A 16,211-nucleotide genomic window follows, 5' to 3' on the forward strand; every position below is an offset into this window, starting at 1 on the left:
ACGTGGTGCGATCAGTCTCGTTGGGTGACCAACGGCGCGCAGCCGGACGCTATTCCGAGGCCGGCGGATCGGTTCTTCTCACCCACGGTGGATGGGAGGACGACGGCCCGGGCACGTAGCGAGCAAGAACCGGAACCTCTTACCCCCACTTGGAGGTGGCGCCCCATGCTGCACGGCGTCGACGTCAGCGCGTACCAGACGTCCTTCGAAACGGACGGTCTCGACTTCGTCTTCATCAAAGCCACCGAAGGCCGCTCCTACGTCAATCCACGCCTGGCGAGTCAGACCGAGCAGGCGCGGGACGCCGACTGCGTGGTCGGCTTCTACCACTTCCTCTGGCCGGGAGACGCCGACGAGCAGGCGGAATACTTCGTGCGCAAGTCTCCCGAGCAAGCCGGCGACGTGCTGGCCGTCGACTGGGAGCAGACCGGTGAAGGCACCCGCGCCGACTGCGCGGACAAGGACCGCTTCATCCGGGCGCTGAAGCGACTGCGGCCCGGTCGTCGTGTCCTGCTGTACTGCAACCGCCACTTCTGGCTCAACCATGACACGACCTCGAACGCGGGCGACGGACTGTGGATCGCCGACTACGGCACGGCGGGCAAGCCCCGTATCGAGGCGGCGTGGCGCATCCACCAGTACACCGACCACCCGCTGGACAAGGACGTCGCGGACTTCCCCTCGCGGCAGGCCATGCGCGAGTGGGCCGGTGGACAGGAAGCACCGCGCCCTGCCCCGATGAGGTGACGCCGCCCGGCGTTGTCCGGCACGGCCGGGCGTTGTCGGCCGAAGGAGTGCCCTTCGCCGACACCGTCGAGCTGCCGGGGCGGATGTCCCCCGGTGCGGGCGGCCGGAGCGCCATCCTGGTCGCCGGTGCCGCGACCCCCGGCGTACGCCGGAGCGACCCCGTTCCGCCCCGCCGACACAGCGTCCTCGCACCGGTCCGCCGATACCGAGGGACGGCTCGACGAGAAGGGGAAGCCGTGGAGTTCGACAAGGACAGCGCCCGGGGCCTGGCCCAGCTGGAGGGCTACCTGTTGTGGAACGCCGAGGTGGAGGACGCCCGCAGACGAGCCGGTCGTTTCACCGACGAGCTGCCCTGGCTGACCCGCGCTCAGCGCGAAGAGGTCGAACGGGTCTACACGGCTGACCGGGTCGCCGCGTGCCGGGAGTCACTCGTCCGCGTCTCCGAGCGTGCCGCCGAACTCCGCGGCGAGTACGCCGCTCGCTACCGCTCGCTCAGGATCCGCTGCGTCGCCGCCGTCGTCCTGTCTCTCGGCGCGGCAGGCGGAACCTGCGCCGCACTGGCCCTCCTCATCCGCTGACCACCGGCACCCGCTGACCACCGGCCCGGTCACCTGAGGAGCGCACGGACAGCCGCCCGTGCCCGGGCTCCGTCCGTGGCAGGGAGCGCCGACGCGGGGTGAGTGAGCCGCCTGTTCACTGGCGTATCAGGCAGAAGGGACGCTCCGCCGATCCGCGTAGGCGCGCCGGCCACGCTCGTCGGGACCCACGTCGAGCACGCTCGCCGCCAGCGCCGACACGTGCTCGGCGAGCGCCTCCGCATGGGCGGCGGGCAGTCGGGCGCTCCTGTGGCCGAGGTGAACCGCGCAGGCCGTCGTCGTGTCGACGAGGCGTTCCAGCGCACCCGCGACCTCCCGCGACCCCGCCGTACGCCGGGCCACCGTCGGGAGTTCGGCGGCCGACAGATCGATGGCGGTGCGCGCCGCCGCCAGCGACCGGTACGCGTCCCGACGCAGCGCGCCACGCCCGGTGTGGTCCTCGGGGGAGTCGAGGACGTGCCCGAGGTAGCGGTGTGCCGCGCTCACCGCCGTATCGAGGGCGGCGCGGACGGTGTGGCCGCGCTGCCCCGGCAGGGGGAGATGGCCGACCAGGAGAACGGTCGCGCACGCCAGGAGCGACTCCACCAACCGTTCGCGGGCCGCCTGCGGCTCCCCGGCCAGCAGGACCAGGGAGAGTACGAGCACGGTGACCACCGCCGTCTGCGCCGCGAAGTGCCGGGTGGCCACGGGGATCAGTGCGCCGCACACGGCGACCAGGCCGACCAGCGCCAGCTGACCGGAGATCGGCACCACGAGTACCGCGAACACGACGGCACCCACCGCGGTCCCCGCGGCCCTGCACAGCACCCGGGAGACCAGCGGGCCGAGATCGGGCTTCACAAGGAACACGGTGGTGGCGGGCAGCCAGTACCAGTGGTCGTGGCGCAGGCTCTGCGCCACCGCCGTACTCACCGCGCAGCACAGTGCGACCCGGATGCCGTACTCACGGCCCGCCGCGCCGAACGCCTTCCGCGCCAGGGAGACGCACGCGCCACGGCGCCGCGTGCGCGGCCGCTGCCCGGAGGGCCGGTCGAAGGCCGAGGCTGCCCGCAGGAGGGCTTCGTCCAGGGCGCGCAGCCCTGCGTCACCCCGGGCGGGGGCGGGAAGAGGGCCGGACGGTCCGCCGGTGCGCACCGCCGCGGCGAGACGGCGGGGTCCTTCCGCTGTGCGGGCGGGCAGCGGATCTCCCGCCCAGGCCAGAGCGGTCGCCGCCTCGGCCAGCGGCAGGGCGGCCGCGTACTGCGCGTGCAGGCGGCGTTCGGGTGCGGAACTCGCGTACCGCCGCAGCCGGGGGCCGGACAGCGCGTCCTGGGCGTGGTCGAGGGCGGCGGTCAGCGCGGCACGGCACGCGAGGGCCCGGGGTCCGCCGGCCGCGACGAGCAGTTCCGCCACGGCCGTGTAGACGGCTGCCACCGCTTCACATTCACCGTCGAACAGGTAGGGGCCGCTTCCCGGCCTACCGGACGAGGGCAGCGCCAGTCGGAGCGAGGCGAGCCAGCCCGCCCCGGCGAGGAACAGCAGGGCACGCAGCCACCCGGGTTCCGGCAGGGGCATGCCGGCGCCGATCACGGCCGCCACCATCACCTGCGTGCCACAGGCGGAAGCGACCGGACCGGCCGAACTGACCGCTCCCGCCACCAGCCCGAGGAGTCCGAAGACGAGCGGCAGCAGGAACAGGGACGGTTCGTTCCCGGCGGCCACCGCCGTCGCGGTCCCCAGCAGCAGGCCGGCGGCGCCCGCCAGGGCCGGAATCCCCATCCGTGCGACCGAGGCCCGTCTGCCTCCCGGCCTGTCGTTGATGCCCGCGAACATCGCCCCCAGCGCGACGGGGACTCCGGCGGTCGGATGCCCGGCGAGCACAAGCCCGAGCAGAGGAGCAGCGGCCAGCGCCCCACGCAGAACGGCGCTCCACCGGACGGGACCGCGCTGTGTCCGCAGTACATGGCCGAGCCACGGCGGGAGAGGGGAGGACGGGGTGAGGAAGGCGGGCGGGAACACCGGACTCCTGAGGTGCGCGGGACACGGGAACGCGCGCGGACGCCTTCGGCCTGGACGCTGCCGTCAGCCTAGGGGCCCGACATGGAGGCAATGCTTCCCGTCGATTTCCACAAGGTGTCGACCACCCCGGCTCGCCGTGGTTGAGCCCCAGGGACCGTCACATCGCGGCGCCGAACTTCTGCGTCCACACGGGGCCCGCGGAGGTGTCCCGCACGCCCACACCGATCTCCTCGAACGAGCAGTTCAGTATGTTCGCGCGGTGCCCCGGGCTCTTCATCCAGGAGTCCATCACGTCCGCCGCGGTGCGCTGGCCCTTCGCGATGTTCTCTCCGTACGTGCTCCAGCGGTACCCGGCCGCGGTGATGCGGTCGCCCGGGTCCGAACCGTCCGGGGCGGTGTGCGAGAAGTAGTCGCGGGCCGCCATGTCGGCGGAGTGCCCTGCGGCGGCCGTCGCGAGCCGCTGGTTGCTCCGTACCGCTCCGCATCCCTCTTTCGCACGCTCCGAGTTGACGAGAGCGGTGACCTGTTCGGGCACGCCGGACGGGGCGGGCCGCACGGTGCCGGGCGGCGCGGGGCGGGGGGACGGCGGGGACGGCTTGCGCGTGCTCGGCGCGGGCGCGGGCGTGGGGGAGGCGCTCGGCGTTCTGGACGCGCTGGGCGACGGCGATGGCGAAGGTGAGGCCGAGGTGGAGGAGGAGGGCGAGGCGGACGGTGACGGGCGGGCGGGTGTCGAGGCGCTGGGCAGGGCTGCGCGTGCGGCGGCCGTCGCGGGCTTCTCGTCCTCGGCCTCCTCCACCCGGCTCTCCTCGTCCGCGTACAGGTGCACCGCTCCACCACCCGCGCCCAGGACGGCGACGGCGGCCAGTGCGGCCAGGACCGTGCCGCGCCGTCGCCGCCGGACCATGCTGCGTCTGCGCTCCGCGCGGCCCGGCCGGCCGGCCTGCGTCGCGTCGGCGGCGAGTACCGGATCGGGTGCCGTGCCGCCGGCGGACACCGCCATGGGCACCAGCGCCACTCCCACCAGCAGCCCTTCCGCCGGTACGAGACCGACCCGGTGCCCAGCGCACACCGAGCAGTCACGGGCATGGCCGGCCATCCGCTTGCGCCAGAGAGGGGAGGGAACCCCGTCCCACCCGGCGGCCAGCGACTCCAGCAGGACGCAGCGCGGCTCGGCCGCCAGCGCCCGGACCACCAGCCTGGCCGTCTCCAGCTGGGCCTTCATCCGCTGGACCCGCACCGCCGTGTGCTCGGGGGACAGTTCGAGCGCGAGCGCCACCTCGGACCTGGACAGCTGCCCGGCCGTCTCCAGCCACCACAGCGACAGCAGAGCGCCGTCGCCCTCGTCGAGCCATCGGGTGGCCTCGGCCACCTCCCGGCGCTGGCCGGAGAGCCCGAGCCGGATGATGGTCAGACCGACGAAGTCCGCGGCGGGGTCGGCCACGTCATGGGCGTCGTCCAGACCGACCGTTGGTATGTGCTCGGGCCGGCGCTCCCGCCAGTGCCCTCGTATCTCGTTCATGGTGATCGCCACGAGCCAGGAGCGGAAGCTGTCGGGCGTACGCAGTGAGGGCAGCGCGCGGAGCACCCGCAGCACGCTCTCCTGGACGACGTCGTCGACGTCGGCGTGCCCGTTGAGCGCGCGGCCGACGATGTTGTAGATCAGCGGCAGATACGCGGTGACGAGCCGGTCCTGTGCCTGCTCGTCGCCGGCCTGCGCGGCCCTGATCAACGCCGTCTCGTGTGCCTCGCCCATGCTGTGCTCACTCTTCCGGAGTCCTGTTTCGTCGCGTCCCACACCAGGGAGATGCCGTGGGGCGGGGAAGATAACAAGAATTCCGCCGCGGACCCACACCACGCCGGATTCCGGCGGGCGCGGAGCCCGCCGGAATCCGGCGTGGTGACGGGCGGAGCCCGTCCCGGGGAGCCTCCTCGGCCGCCCGGGACGGGGCGCGTCACATCCCCGGCGGGGGCGGGGGAGTGCCCTGGTCGCGGTCGGTGCCGAACTGCTGCCTGAGCTTGTCCTGAGCGGTGTCGACCTGGCCCCGGTACTTGCCCTGCGTACGGTCGTCGATCATGTCGCCGGCCTTGTCGACGCCCTTCGAGGTCTGGTCCTCATGGCCCTTGAGCATCTTCTTGATCTTGTCCATAGCGGACATGGATGATCCTCCTGGAGTCGGCACCTGTACCCCTCCAGAGTCACCCCGCCCCGTGGCGTCCGCATCCGGACCGACTCGACGAGCCCGGCAGGAAGTGTGAAGGACGCCACCGTGGGCACATACCGGTTAACCAGGAGGGGGTGGTGGCCATGGGCCGCATCCAGATCGTTCGTCGTCCCGCGCCGCCCACAGGACCGCCGCCGCTCGACCTGCGCACGCCGTCAGGCCGCCCGCTCCCGTACTGAACGGGCCGGCCCTTCCCGTACGCGACGAGGTCACCCGACCTCGTCGCGCGGTCCGGTGCCGGTGCCCGGCCGGGGGACCGGGGGGAGGGGCGCCAGCTGCTCCACCAGAGCGGCGAGCTCCTCGCAGGCCAGCTCCGTCTCACGCCGGATGTTCTGGTGCTCGGTGACGATCGCGGCCAGAAGCAGCGCCGTGAGCGCCACACAGCCGTTGAGGATGGCGAGGTTCACCATGACCTCCAGCACGCTGTGATCCTCGAAGGGACCCGCGCCGTCCCGTCCGCCGACGACCGCGAACACGGAGACAAGCAACGCGCACGGGGCGCTCCCGGGCAGCTGGAAACGGAGCGCGGCCCAGATGATGACCGGGAACACCAGGTAGATCATGGAGAACGGGCCCCGGGTCGCCACCGCCGTCGCCGTCACCGCGATGACCGCCAGCAACACCGCTTCCGCCCACCGGCCGGTCGGCCGGGTCGGCCGCGCCCTGCGCAGGACGAGCAGGACCGGTGTGACCACGAGAACGCCCATCGCGTCCCCCACCCACCAGGCCGACCACACCAGCCAGAACCGGCTCAGCGGAAGTTTGTCACTGAGCATGAGTGCCCCCGCGCCCACGGTCGCGCTGATGAGCATCCCCAGCAGCGCGCCCAGGAAGACGAGCGCGACACCGTCCCGCAGACGGTCCAGCTCGACACGGAAGCCGATCCTGCGCAGTGCAAGGAAGGAGAACAGGGGCGCCAGGGTGTTGCCCGCGGCGATCCCCGCCCCGTACAGGGAGAGCGATCCGCTCATCTCCACGATGGTGAGCAGGGCGCCGAGTGCGATGGCGGGCCAGATCCTGATACCGAGACAGAGCAGCGCCCCCAGCGCGATGCCTGTGGGCGGCCAGAGCGGAGTGACGACGGAGCCGTGCACCGCCATCTCCTGGAGGAGGCCGAGCTGCGCGGACGCGTAGTAGGCGGCGGCGACGCCGAGCGTCTGCAGAACGGCAACGGCCCGGCGTCTCGTTTCCTTGCTACGGATCACGGATCTCATCAGACACCGGCGGCCACTCCGTACGGCCGTGACACGCTTCGCCGGCCCCCGCGTCACTTCCGCGATCGGAGCGCGGCCTCGTGCCGCAGGACGAGGACGGCGGCGTCGTCCTCGTGGCCGGTGAGCGCCGCCGCCGCCAGGATCTCGTCCGCGAGTTCTTCGGCCGAGGCCCCCACATGGGCGCTGACGATGCCGCGCACCCGGTCCAGCCCCTCCTCGATCCGCAAGGACGGGCCCTCGACCACGCCATCGGTGAGCAGGACGAAAGCGCCTGCCGCGTCGAGCGCGTGCCGGGTCACCGGATACCGTTCGTGCGCCGCGATACCGAGGGGCATGCCACCCTCGTCGGTGGTGATGCCGGTCCGCCCGTCCTCGGTGGCCCACACACACGCCACATGACCGGCCCGCGCGCTGTGGAGTTCCCAGGTCGAGGGGTCGAGGCGGAAGAACGTACAGGTGGCGAAGAGCGTCGACCCCACCGACACGAGCAGGTCGTTCGTGCGGCCCATGACCTCGCCCGGATCGGGCTCCGTGCCGGCGATGGCGCGCATGCCGATGCGGATCTGCCCCATGAAGGCGGCGGCCTCCACATCGTGGCCCTGGACGTCACCGATGGCGAAACCGAGCGAGCCGTCCGGCAGGACGAACCCGTCGTACCAGTCGCCGCCGATGTCCAGCCCGTGGTGCGCCGGGGTGTACCGGGCGGCGGTCTGGAGGCCGGGAAGGGTGGGCAGCGAGGCAGGAAGCATCCCGCGCTGAAGTGCCTGTGCCAGCTCCACCCGGGCTCGGTGCAGCTCCACTTCCTGCCGGGCACGCGCCGTCAGGTGGTGGAGCGTGGTGAGCAGCTCCTCGGCGCTCGCTGAGCGGGGGTTCCGACGCCGGTTCATGGCCGCTCCGCTGTGCGTAAGTGCCTGAATCCTATTTCGGTGCGGGCGCTCGTGCGACCCCAGCCCGTGCCGAGCGGACGTTCGACCGGGCGGGTGGGCGGTGCGCGCCCGGCCCGTGGGCCATGACTCAGGTGACGGGTACGGCTGGACCGCGCTCGACGTCGGTGGCCGGCTCCGCTGTCGCGGCGCCGAACCAGCTGGTCAGCGGGGTGAGCAGCTCCTGCTGGTCCTCACCGGCCCACACCACGTGGCCGTCCGGGCGCAGCAGTACCGCAGGTGCGTCCACCTCCTCGCTGACGTCCACGACGTGGTCGACCCGGTCCGCCCAGCCCGCCACCGAGAGCCGGCCCGTCCGGTCGAGGAGCAGGCCGCGCCCGCTGTGCATCAGCTCGTAGAGGCGCCCGCGCCCCACCCGTACGTCCCGCATCCGCCGGCCGAGCAGGTCGTGGCCCTCGCCCACGTCGTAGCGGACCTCGACCGCGGTGATCATCCCGGTCACATACCGGTTCACCTCCTCGAAGTCCATCAGCTTCGCGAACAGCTCCCGCAGCGCGGTGGCACCCGGATCGGTGCCGAGCAGGGTGATCTGTGCCCGTGTGTTGTCCAGCACGCGGGCGCCCACCGGGTGACGTTCGGCGTGGTAACTGTCGAGCAGTCCCTTCGGCGCCCATCCGTGGACCTCGGCGGCGAGCTTCCAGCCGAGGTTGAACGCGTCCTGGACCCCGAGGTTGAGTCCCTGCCCGCCGGTCGGAGGGTGGATGTGCGCCGCGTCACCGGCCAGCAGCACGCGGCCGACCCGGTAGCGCTCGGCCTGCCGGGTGGCGTCGCCGAACCGGGACAGCCAGCGCGGCGAGTGCGCGCCGAAGTCGGTGCCCGCCCAGGCCCGCAGCTGCCGTCTGAACTCCTCCAGGGTCGGCGCGGTCGCACGGTCCTCGGCGACGCCGTCGGCCGGCACGACGATGCGGTGCCTGCCGTCCTCCAACGGGGCTACGCCGAAACGGAGTTGGGTTTTGCGCACTTCCGCGACGACGGCGGCGACCGTGGCCGGGTCCGCGGTGATCTCCAAGTCCCCGAGGAGGGTCTCGACCCTGGCGGGTTCGCCGGGGAAGCCGACACCGAGCAGCTTGCGCACCACGCTGCGCCCGCCGTCGCAGCCGACGAGGTAGCGCGAGCGCAGTCGGGCGCCGTCCACCAGCTCGGCCGTGACGCCGTGTTCGTCCTGGCTGAGTCCGGCCAGTTCGCGGCCGCGCCGGATCTCGGCGCCGAGTTCGATGGCACGCTCGTCGAGCAGCCGCTCCGTGACCGGCTGCGGGGTGGCGACCCCGTACGGGTGAGCCGTGTCCAACCGGTCGGGCCACGGCTTCATGATGCCGCCGAACATGCCGCCGACCTGGAACTTCTCGCTGACCGCGAGGAACCTGTCGAGCAGGCCGCGCTGGTCCATGATCTCGACGCTGCGCGCGTGCAGTCCCTGCCCACGGGACTGCTCGGTCGGTTCGGCGAGCTTCTCCAGCACGACCACGTGCACTCCGTGCAGCCGCAGCTCGCCTGCCAGCATCAAGCCGGTCGGTCCGCCGCCGACCACGATCACGTCGATCATCAGTGAGCCCTCTCATCGGGGAGCCGGATACGCGGGCGACGGCACACCTACGGTGTGCGTCCGCCATTTCCGCAGGTCCTGGCCTTGAGCGGTCATTCTGCGCGGTGACCGGGGCCTTGCCGCAAGCCCCCCGGTGGGCTATACCTTGAGGAGGGCAAGGAGTGCGTACTCCTTGCCTTCGTCGTTTCCCGCCGCGGCCGGCCCCGGGTGGGTGGCCGAGCGCAGGGCCGCGAGCCGGGTGGCCGTGATCGACGCCTCCGCGGCGCGACTGCGCCAGGTTGGCTGACAGGACCTCAGGACCGAACCGGAACGACCCGGTCGGCCGGGTGGCGAGGGCGGCCGGGCGCTGAGTGGTTCCGCGCCGTGGGACTCGTTGGGCCGGTCGGCCCAGGGTGGCAGCCTCGTTCGGGTGTGCGTCGGGTGGGAAGCGCAGCGGCGCTCTTGTTGCACGTAATGTGCATTAAGAGAGATTTGCCCGGATGGCGTAGTGCATGCGGTTCGTGTCGCGTGTTGTTCTCGCGCCTCCTGACCGGGGTGCTCCACTGGCGCCACCTGCACGTTTGTGTTCCACGCTCTCCAGGCGCCACGAACGGTGACGGCGGTGTGCGTGATGGTGAGGCGGTGCTCATGGTTTTCTTCGGCTCACGCATCCCATGCGTGGTGATGTGCGCGATCGGTGAGGGCAGCTGACGATACGTCAGGGCCCGGCCCCGTTCGGACGGCACGTCCGTCAGGTCGCCGGATCACCTTCCCCCACGTTGGACCCCTCCTCGAGCCGCGTGCCACGGGCCGGGGCTGAGGGTCCGCAGCCGAAAGGACCAGCTGTAGATGTCCCGTTCCAAGAGGCCCGGCAAGCGCATCGTCGATCAGTCGCTCCTCGTCCTGGGGACCGGCGCCCTGGCCACCGGTCTCGCGGTGCTCACCCTCGCACCGAGCACCAGCATGGCCTCCAGCCACCGGGAGGCTCCGCTGATCGCGGGGGACCCGCGGGCGGACAACACCGACGTGTACGCGTTCACCAGCCCCGATCGCAGCGACACGGTGACCCTGGTCGCGAACTGGATCCCCTTCGAAGAGCCCAACGGCGGTCCCAACTTCTACCCCTTCGCGGACGACGCCCGCTACACCGTCAAGATCGACAACACCGGGGACGGGCGGGCCGACCTCACCTACGCGTGGAAGTTCCGCAACCAGGTCCGCGACGCCGCCAACCAGTTCCTCTACAACACCGGACAGGTCACCTCCCTGAACGACCCGGACCTGAACTTCCGCCAGGTCTACGACCTCACGGTCACCGACACCCACGGCCGCACCCGCACGCTGCTGCGGGACGCGCCCGTCGCGCCGTCGCGCACAGGCCAGGCGTCGATGCCCAAGTACGGCAAGCTGCGCTCCCAGGCCGTGCTCGGCGTGCCGGGAGGCGGCAAGGCGTTCGCCGGCCAGACCGAGGACCCGTTCTTCGCCGACCTGCGCGTCTTCGACCTCCTGTACGGCGGCGACCTGAGCAAGCGCGGCCAGGACACCCTGGCCGGCTACAACGTCAACACGGTCGCCCTGCAGATCCCCAAGAAGCACCTCGCGCTCCGGGGCAACACCAGCCGCAACCCCGTCATCGGTATCTGGTCCACCACCGAGCGCCGCGGCGCGGACGTGCACAGCGGCCGGTCGCAGACCAGGACGAAGACGCAGGACGGCTACCGGCAGGTCTCGCGGCTCGGCAACCCCCTCGTCAACGAGGTCGTCGTACCGCTCCAGTTCAAGGACGCGTTCAACTCCATCTCACCCGACCAGGACCGCACCGTGCAGCCGGTGGTGGACAAGGTCTACGACCCGATCCTGCCCAAGCTCATCCAGAAGGTCTACGGCATTCCGGCGCCGGCCACCCCGCGTGACGACCTCGCCGAGATCTACCTCACCGGCATCTGCAAGGCGTGCGGCCCGATCAAGGCGGACCTCAACGCGCACAGCCTCAACAAGGACGCCGACCGGCGGCAGATCGTCCCGGCCGAGGAACTGCGCCTCAACATGGCCGTGCCGCCCACCGGCAAGCCCAAGCGCCTCGGCGTACTCGCCGGTGACCTGGCCGGATTCCCCAACGGCCGCCGCCTGGCCGACGACGTCATCGACATCTCCCTCCAGGCCGTCGAAGGAGCCGCCCGGACCGGCAAGCTCGTCCCGGCCCTGGCCGAGGGTGACAAGGTCAACGCCAACGAGGTCCGGTTCGGCACGTCGTTCCCCTACCTGGCCCTTCCGCACACCAAGAACGTCAACCGCTCCGGCGGCGGCGTACAGCAGTCCTCGCTGAAGCCCGCCCAGGCATCCGCCTTCGGTGCGGCGGGCGCGCTGCTGCTCGGTGTCGGCGGCTACCGCGTCTGGCGCCGCCGCGCCACCTCCTGACCCAGGGGTCCTGGTGGGCACGGCGACGGCCGCGCCCACCAGGACCGCGCCCGTCCGCCCCCGCACGACCGGAGGACCCGTGCCCGGCCAGAACACCGCCCCACCCGAACCGCCTCGTCAGCGCGGGTACCTGCGCAGCGCGGTGGTCGCCCTCGGTCTCGGGGCGATCCTGTTCACCGTCGGAGCGGTCGGACTCTCCCCGGACGCCCCCTCGGCCACCGGAGCCACGACGCCGAGCGGGGCATCGGGCACGGTGGACAGGACCGACGCCGTCGAAGCGCTGCGCGAGCGGGTCCGGCGTCTGCCCGGTGACGCCCCGGCGTGGGCGTCGCTGGGCATGGCCTACGTGCAGCGGGCCCGCGCGACCGCCGATCCGGCCACCTACGACCGAGCCGAAGACGCCCTGAGCAGGTCCCTGGAACTCCAGCCGGCGGGCAACCACCAGGCGGAGACCGCGATGGGTGCCCTCGCGGCGGCACGCCACGACTTCCCCCGCGCGCTCGACTGGGCCGAGAAGGCCACGGCGGCCAATCCCTTCAGCGCCTCGGCCCACGGCGTGCTCGCCGACGCCCATACCCAACTGGGGCGGTACGACGAGTCGTACCGCGCCGTACAGCGCATGGTCGACCTGCGACCCGACAGCGCCTCCTACGCCAGGGCCTCCTACACCTGGGAGCTGCGCGGAGACCGCCGCCGGGCCCGCGAACTGATGTCCAGGTCCCTCAAGGCAGCGGCAACCCCCACGGACAGGTCCTTCGCCCGGACGCATCTGGCGCTCCTCGCCCTGGAGAGCGGAGAGCACCGCACCGCGCTGCGCGAAGCCGGGGCCGGGCTGCGCGAGGCTCCGCAGGACAGCGCGCTTCTGGAGGTACGCGCACGCGCCCACACCGCCCTCGGGCACCACCGGCAGGCCGTCAGCGACTACACCGCCGCTCTCGCGATCGCCCCTCTGCCCCACTACCTGCTCGGCCTCGGCGAGTTGCACCAGTCACTGCGCCGACCGGAGCAGGCCGAAGCGCAGTACGCGGTCCTGCGCGCCCAGGAAACGATCCGCGAGGCGAACGGGGGTCCCGCCGACGTCGACGCCATCCTGTTCGAAGCCGACCACGGCGACCCCCGCAAGGCCGTCACCATGGCTCGCACGACCCTCGCTGCCCGGCCCTTCATCGCCGTCCACGACGCCTACGCATGGGCCCTGCACCGCGCCGGAAGGAACACCGAAGCGCTCGGACAGGCCGATCAGGCCCTGGCACTCGGCACACGCAGCGCCCTGTTCCACTACCACCGCGGAATGATCCACCACGCGCTCCGCCGGACCGCCCCGGCCCAGCAGGACCTTCGCCGGGCGCTCTCCATCGACCCGCGCTTTCATCCCCTGCACGCTCCCGCCGCAGACAGCGCCCTCAGCAGAATCGACGACACCGCATGATCCGCACTCTTCTGCGGGCCGTGGCAGGCCCGGTGACCGCCTTCGTCCTCACCGGCGCCGCGGCGCCCGCAGCCCTCGCCCACCCCCTTGGCAACTTCACCGTCAACCATCACACCGGGCTGACCCTGCGACCGGACCGCGTCGACGCCCTGGTGGTCGTGGACCGGGCGGAGATCGCCGCCGTCCAGGAGTTCGCGGACATCGACCGCGACCGCGACGGCAGCCTCGCCCCACAGGAGTCCACGGCCTACGCCACCGCCAACTGCGCGAAGCTGGCCCGCCAGGTGCACGCGACCGCAGGGGGCAGCCCCCTGCGGTGGACACCGGTCCGCAGCGCGCTGAGCCACCATCCCGGCGAGGCCGGACTGGAGACCAGCCGCCTGGAGTGCTCGCTGACGGCCACGGCCGGCCTCCGCTCCACCGCCGCCGTCGAGCTGCGTACCTCCTACGACACACGACGCGTCGGATGGCAGGAGATCACTGCCCGCGGCGACGGCGTGCAGCTCACCGCGTCCGACGTGCCGGCCGATTCACCGACCGACGAGCTGCGCCGCTATCCCGAGGACCCGCTCGCCGCTCCGCCCGACCGGCGGACGGCGACTGTGAGCACCGGGCCCGGCCACGGCAGCGCCACCACGTCGATCAGCGACAGCCTCGGCGGCACCGGCCCTCTCGCGGGCGTCGCCGACAGGATCTCCACGTCCTTCACCTCGCTCGTCGGTACGCGCGAACTGACCGTCCCGGTCGGCCTGCTCGCCCTCGCCCTCGCCATCGTGCTGGGCGCGTCCCACGCCGTCCTGCCGGGACACGGCAAGACACTCATGGCGGCCTATCTGGCCGGCCGCCGCGGCACACCCAGGGACGCCCTCACCGTCGGGGCCACGGTCACCGTCACCCACACCGCCGGGGTACTGATCCTCGGCCTCGCCCTGCCCCTGGCCACGCACCTGGCCGGCGAGACGGTCCTGACCTGGCTCGGCATCGCCAGCGGCCTGCTGGTCACCTCGATCGGCCTGTGGCTCCTGCGCGGCAGCCTGCTCGACCGGAAGACAGGTCACCACCACGGGCACGGCCACCACCACCATCACGGCTTCGCCCACGGCCGCCACCACCCGCACGAACACCCCCACACAGGCGCCGACGCGTCACCGCCGGTCCTCCCCGGCAGCCGCCACCCACACCACGAGCAGGAACCCGCCGCCGTCGCACTGCTGACCAGACAGCACGCGGCTCACCCTCACCCCCCTGAGCCAACCCCCTCGCCTGCCCGGACCAACCGTGGCGGCCTGGTCGGGATGGGCATCGCCGGCGGGCTCGTGCCGAGCCCCTCCGCACTCGTCGTCCTCCTCGGCGCCGTCGCACTGGGGCGCACCGTCTTCGGGGTCCTCCTCGTCGTCGCGTACGGTCTGGGAATGGCCGGCACGCTCACCCTCGCCGGGCTGCTGCTCGTACGCCTGCGTGACCGCGTCGAAGCCGGTATGCGCACCGCCGCGGCCGACCGCTGGACGGGGGTGAGGCGCCTGGCCCGTTACGGACCCGTCGCCACCGCCGCCCTCGTCCTCGTCGTAGGGATCGGACTCACCACCCGCGCGGCACTGGGCCCGTGGTGACCGACACGTCCGGCACCGTCCACTGGCTGTTCGGCGACCAGCTCGGCCCGCACTTCGTCGATCCGGCACGGGGCGGCCCGCGCCGGGACGCGCCGTTGCTGATGATCGAGGCCAGGAGCGTCTTCCGCCGGCGCACGTTTCACCGTGCCAAGGCCCACCTGGTCCTCTCGGCGATGCGCCACCGAGCCGCCGAACTAGGCGACCGCGTGCGGTACGTCAAGGCGGACACCTATCGCCAGGGTCTGCGCGAGGCGGTCGGGGAGGCGCCGGTGACCGTGCACCATCCCACGTCACACGCGGCCCGCGCCTTCGTCAGCGCGCTGCCCTCCGTACGTGTCCTGCCGGCTCGCGGTTTCCTCGTGACCCACGACGAGTTCAAGCTCTGGGCGGACGGGCACGGCACGGGGCACCTGCGGCACGAGGACTTCTACCGGTGGGTGCGCCAGACGCACGACCTGCTGATGGAGGGGGACCGTCCCGCAGGCGGCCGATGGAATCTGGATCACGAGAACCGGCGGCCCCCGCCGCGCGGCGCCACCGAGCTGGCGGTGCCGGCGCCGTATCGCGCCAAGGAGGACGACATCGACGCCGAGGTGCGGAACGACCTCGACCGCTGGGCGCGTGACGGGGACGTCGAGTTCGTCGGTGAGGACGCACCGCGCACGTTCCCCGCCACGCGCCGCGAAGCACTCGCCGCGCTCCGGCGCTTCGTCGGGCACCGGCTCGCCACGTTCGGAGCCTACGAGGACGCGGTGCTCACAGGGGACCCGACGATGAGCCACAGCCTGCTCTCCTCGTCGCTCAACCTCGGCCTGCTGGACCCTGCGGAGTGCGCCGAACGGGCGGAGGCGGCGTGGCGGGCGGGTGACGTGCCGCTCAACAGCGCGGAGGGATTCGTGCGGCAGATCGCCGGCTGGCGCGAGTACGTCTGGCACGTCTACTGGTACTTCGGCACGGAGTACCGCGCGAGCAACGCCCTGCGCCACCACGAGCCGCTGCCCGAGTGGTTCACGGAGCTGTCCCCGGACGCGACCGACGCGAACTGCCTCGCCCACGTCCTGCGGCAGGTCAGGACGACAGGCTGGACGCACCACATCCCCCGCCTGATGATCCTGGGCAGTTTCGCCCTGCAACGCGGCTGGGACCCCCATGCCGTCACCGACTGGTTCCACCGCAGCTTCGTCGACGGCTACGACTGGGTCATGGTCCCGAACGTGGTGGGCATGTCGCAGTACGCGGACGGCGGGCGCATGACCACCAAGCCTTACACGTCCGCCGGCGCGTACATCGACCGGATGAGCGACTTCTGCGGCCCGTGCCGGTTCAAGCCGTCCGTACGCGTCGGTGAGGATGCCTGCCCCTTCACCGCGGGGTACTGGAATCTGCTGCACCGCCACCGTGACCGCTTCGAACGCAACGGGCGGATGAGTCAGGCGGTGCGAGGGCTGGACCGGCTCGCCGACCTCGACGAGCTGCTGGAGCAGGAGCGCCGGAGGTGACACCGAGGGGGC

Annotated in this window: 12 protein-coding genes; 6 read left to right on the top strand and 6 right to left on the bottom strand. The window is 72.2% G+C overall.

The annotated features are described in order from the left end of the window. The first annotated feature begins 165 nt into the window (after positions 1-165). Both Sfulv_RS27570 and Sfulv_RS27575 read left to right on the top strand, forming a co-directional pair. Complete coding sequence (locus tag Sfulv_RS27570) at positions 166-747, top strand: glycoside hydrolase family 25 protein (RefSeq protein ID WP_173317148.1); 582 nt, start codon at positions 166-168, stop codon at positions 745-747. 236 nt (positions 748-983) lie between these two features. Continuing rightward, positions 984-1,325 (top strand): hypothetical protein, encoded by a 342-nt coding sequence (locus Sfulv_RS27575; protein WP_173318270.1) that lies wholly within the window; start codon positions 984-986, stop codon positions 1,323-1,325. 126 nt (positions 1,326-1,451) lie between these two features. Here Sfulv_RS27575 and Sfulv_RS27580 read toward each other — a convergent pair whose 3' ends face one another. The 6 genes from Sfulv_RS27580 to rox all read right to left on the bottom strand — a co-directional run bounded on the left by Sfulv_RS27580 (position 1,452) and on the right by rox (position 9,264). Beyond that, on the bottom strand, positions 1,452-3,341 hold the full coding sequence (locus Sfulv_RS27580; RefSeq protein WP_256669157.1) for an FUSC family protein: 1,890 nt from the start codon (positions 3,339-3,341) through the stop codon (positions 1,452-1,454). Between the two features lie 157 nt (positions 3,342-3,498). Beyond that, positions 3,499-5,094, bottom strand: a complete 1,596-nt coding sequence (locus tag Sfulv_RS27585; RefSeq protein WP_173317149.1) for a sigma-70 family RNA polymerase sigma factor — start codon at positions 5,092-5,094, stop codon at positions 3,499-3,501. Positions 5,095-5,293: 199 nt separating this feature from the next. Continuing rightward, positions 5,294-5,497 (bottom strand): antitoxin, encoded by a 204-nt coding sequence (locus Sfulv_RS27590; protein ID WP_173317150.1) that lies wholly within the window; start codon positions 5,495-5,497, stop codon positions 5,294-5,296. A gap of 275 nt (positions 5,498-5,772) precedes the next feature. Beyond that, positions 5,773-6,768, bottom strand: coding sequence for an MASE1 domain-containing protein (locus Sfulv_RS27595; RefSeq protein WP_173317151.1), 996 nt, complete (start codon positions 6,766-6,768; stop codon positions 5,773-5,775). A gap of 62 nt (positions 6,769-6,830) precedes the next feature. Beyond that, positions 6,831-7,664 (bottom strand): PP2C family protein-serine/threonine phosphatase, encoded by an 834-nt coding sequence (locus tag Sfulv_RS27600; protein ID WP_173317152.1) that lies wholly within the window; start codon positions 7,662-7,664, stop codon positions 6,831-6,833. A gap of 127 nt (positions 7,665-7,791) precedes the next feature. Continuing rightward, positions 7,792-9,264, bottom strand: coding sequence for a rifampin monooxygenase (gene rox, locus Sfulv_RS27605; RefSeq protein WP_173317153.1), 1,473 nt, complete (start codon positions 9,262-9,264; stop codon positions 7,792-7,794). An 828-nt stretch (positions 9,265-10,092) separates the two neighbouring features. Between rox and Sfulv_RS27610 the strand changes: the two genes are divergently transcribed. From Sfulv_RS27610 to Sfulv_RS27625, 4 genes are read left to right on the top strand one after another with little or no spacing between them, the layout of a single operon-like run. Next, a complete protein-coding gene (locus Sfulv_RS27610) occupies positions 10,093-11,661 on the top strand; it encodes a DUF4331 domain-containing protein (RefSeq protein WP_173317154.1) in 1,569 nt (522 codons plus the stop codon). A 13-nt stretch (positions 11,662-11,674) separates the two neighbouring features. After that, positions 11,675-13,090, top strand: coding sequence for a tetratricopeptide repeat protein (locus Sfulv_RS27615; protein WP_256669158.1), 1,416 nt, complete (start codon positions 11,675-11,677; stop codon positions 13,088-13,090). Beyond that, on the top strand, positions 13,087-14,700 hold the full coding sequence (locus Sfulv_RS27620) for a nickel/cobalt transporter (RefSeq protein WP_173317155.1): 1,614 nt from the start codon (positions 13,087-13,089) through the stop codon (positions 14,698-14,700). Before Sfulv_RS27615 ends, Sfulv_RS27620 begins: the two co-directional genes overlap by 4 nt. Continuing rightward, positions 14,694-16,199, top strand: coding sequence for a cryptochrome/photolyase family protein (locus tag Sfulv_RS27625; RefSeq protein ID WP_173317156.1), 1,506 nt, complete (start codon positions 14,694-14,696; stop codon positions 16,197-16,199). Before Sfulv_RS27620 ends, Sfulv_RS27625 begins: the two co-directional genes overlap by 7 nt. Positions 16,200-16,211 lie beyond the last annotated feature (12 nt).

Origin of the sequence: Streptomyces fulvorobeus (genome assembly GCF_013167895.1) — a bacterium.
GTDB lineage: Bacteria > Actinomycetota > Actinomycetes > Streptomycetales > Streptomycetaceae > Streptomyces > Streptomyces fulvorobeus.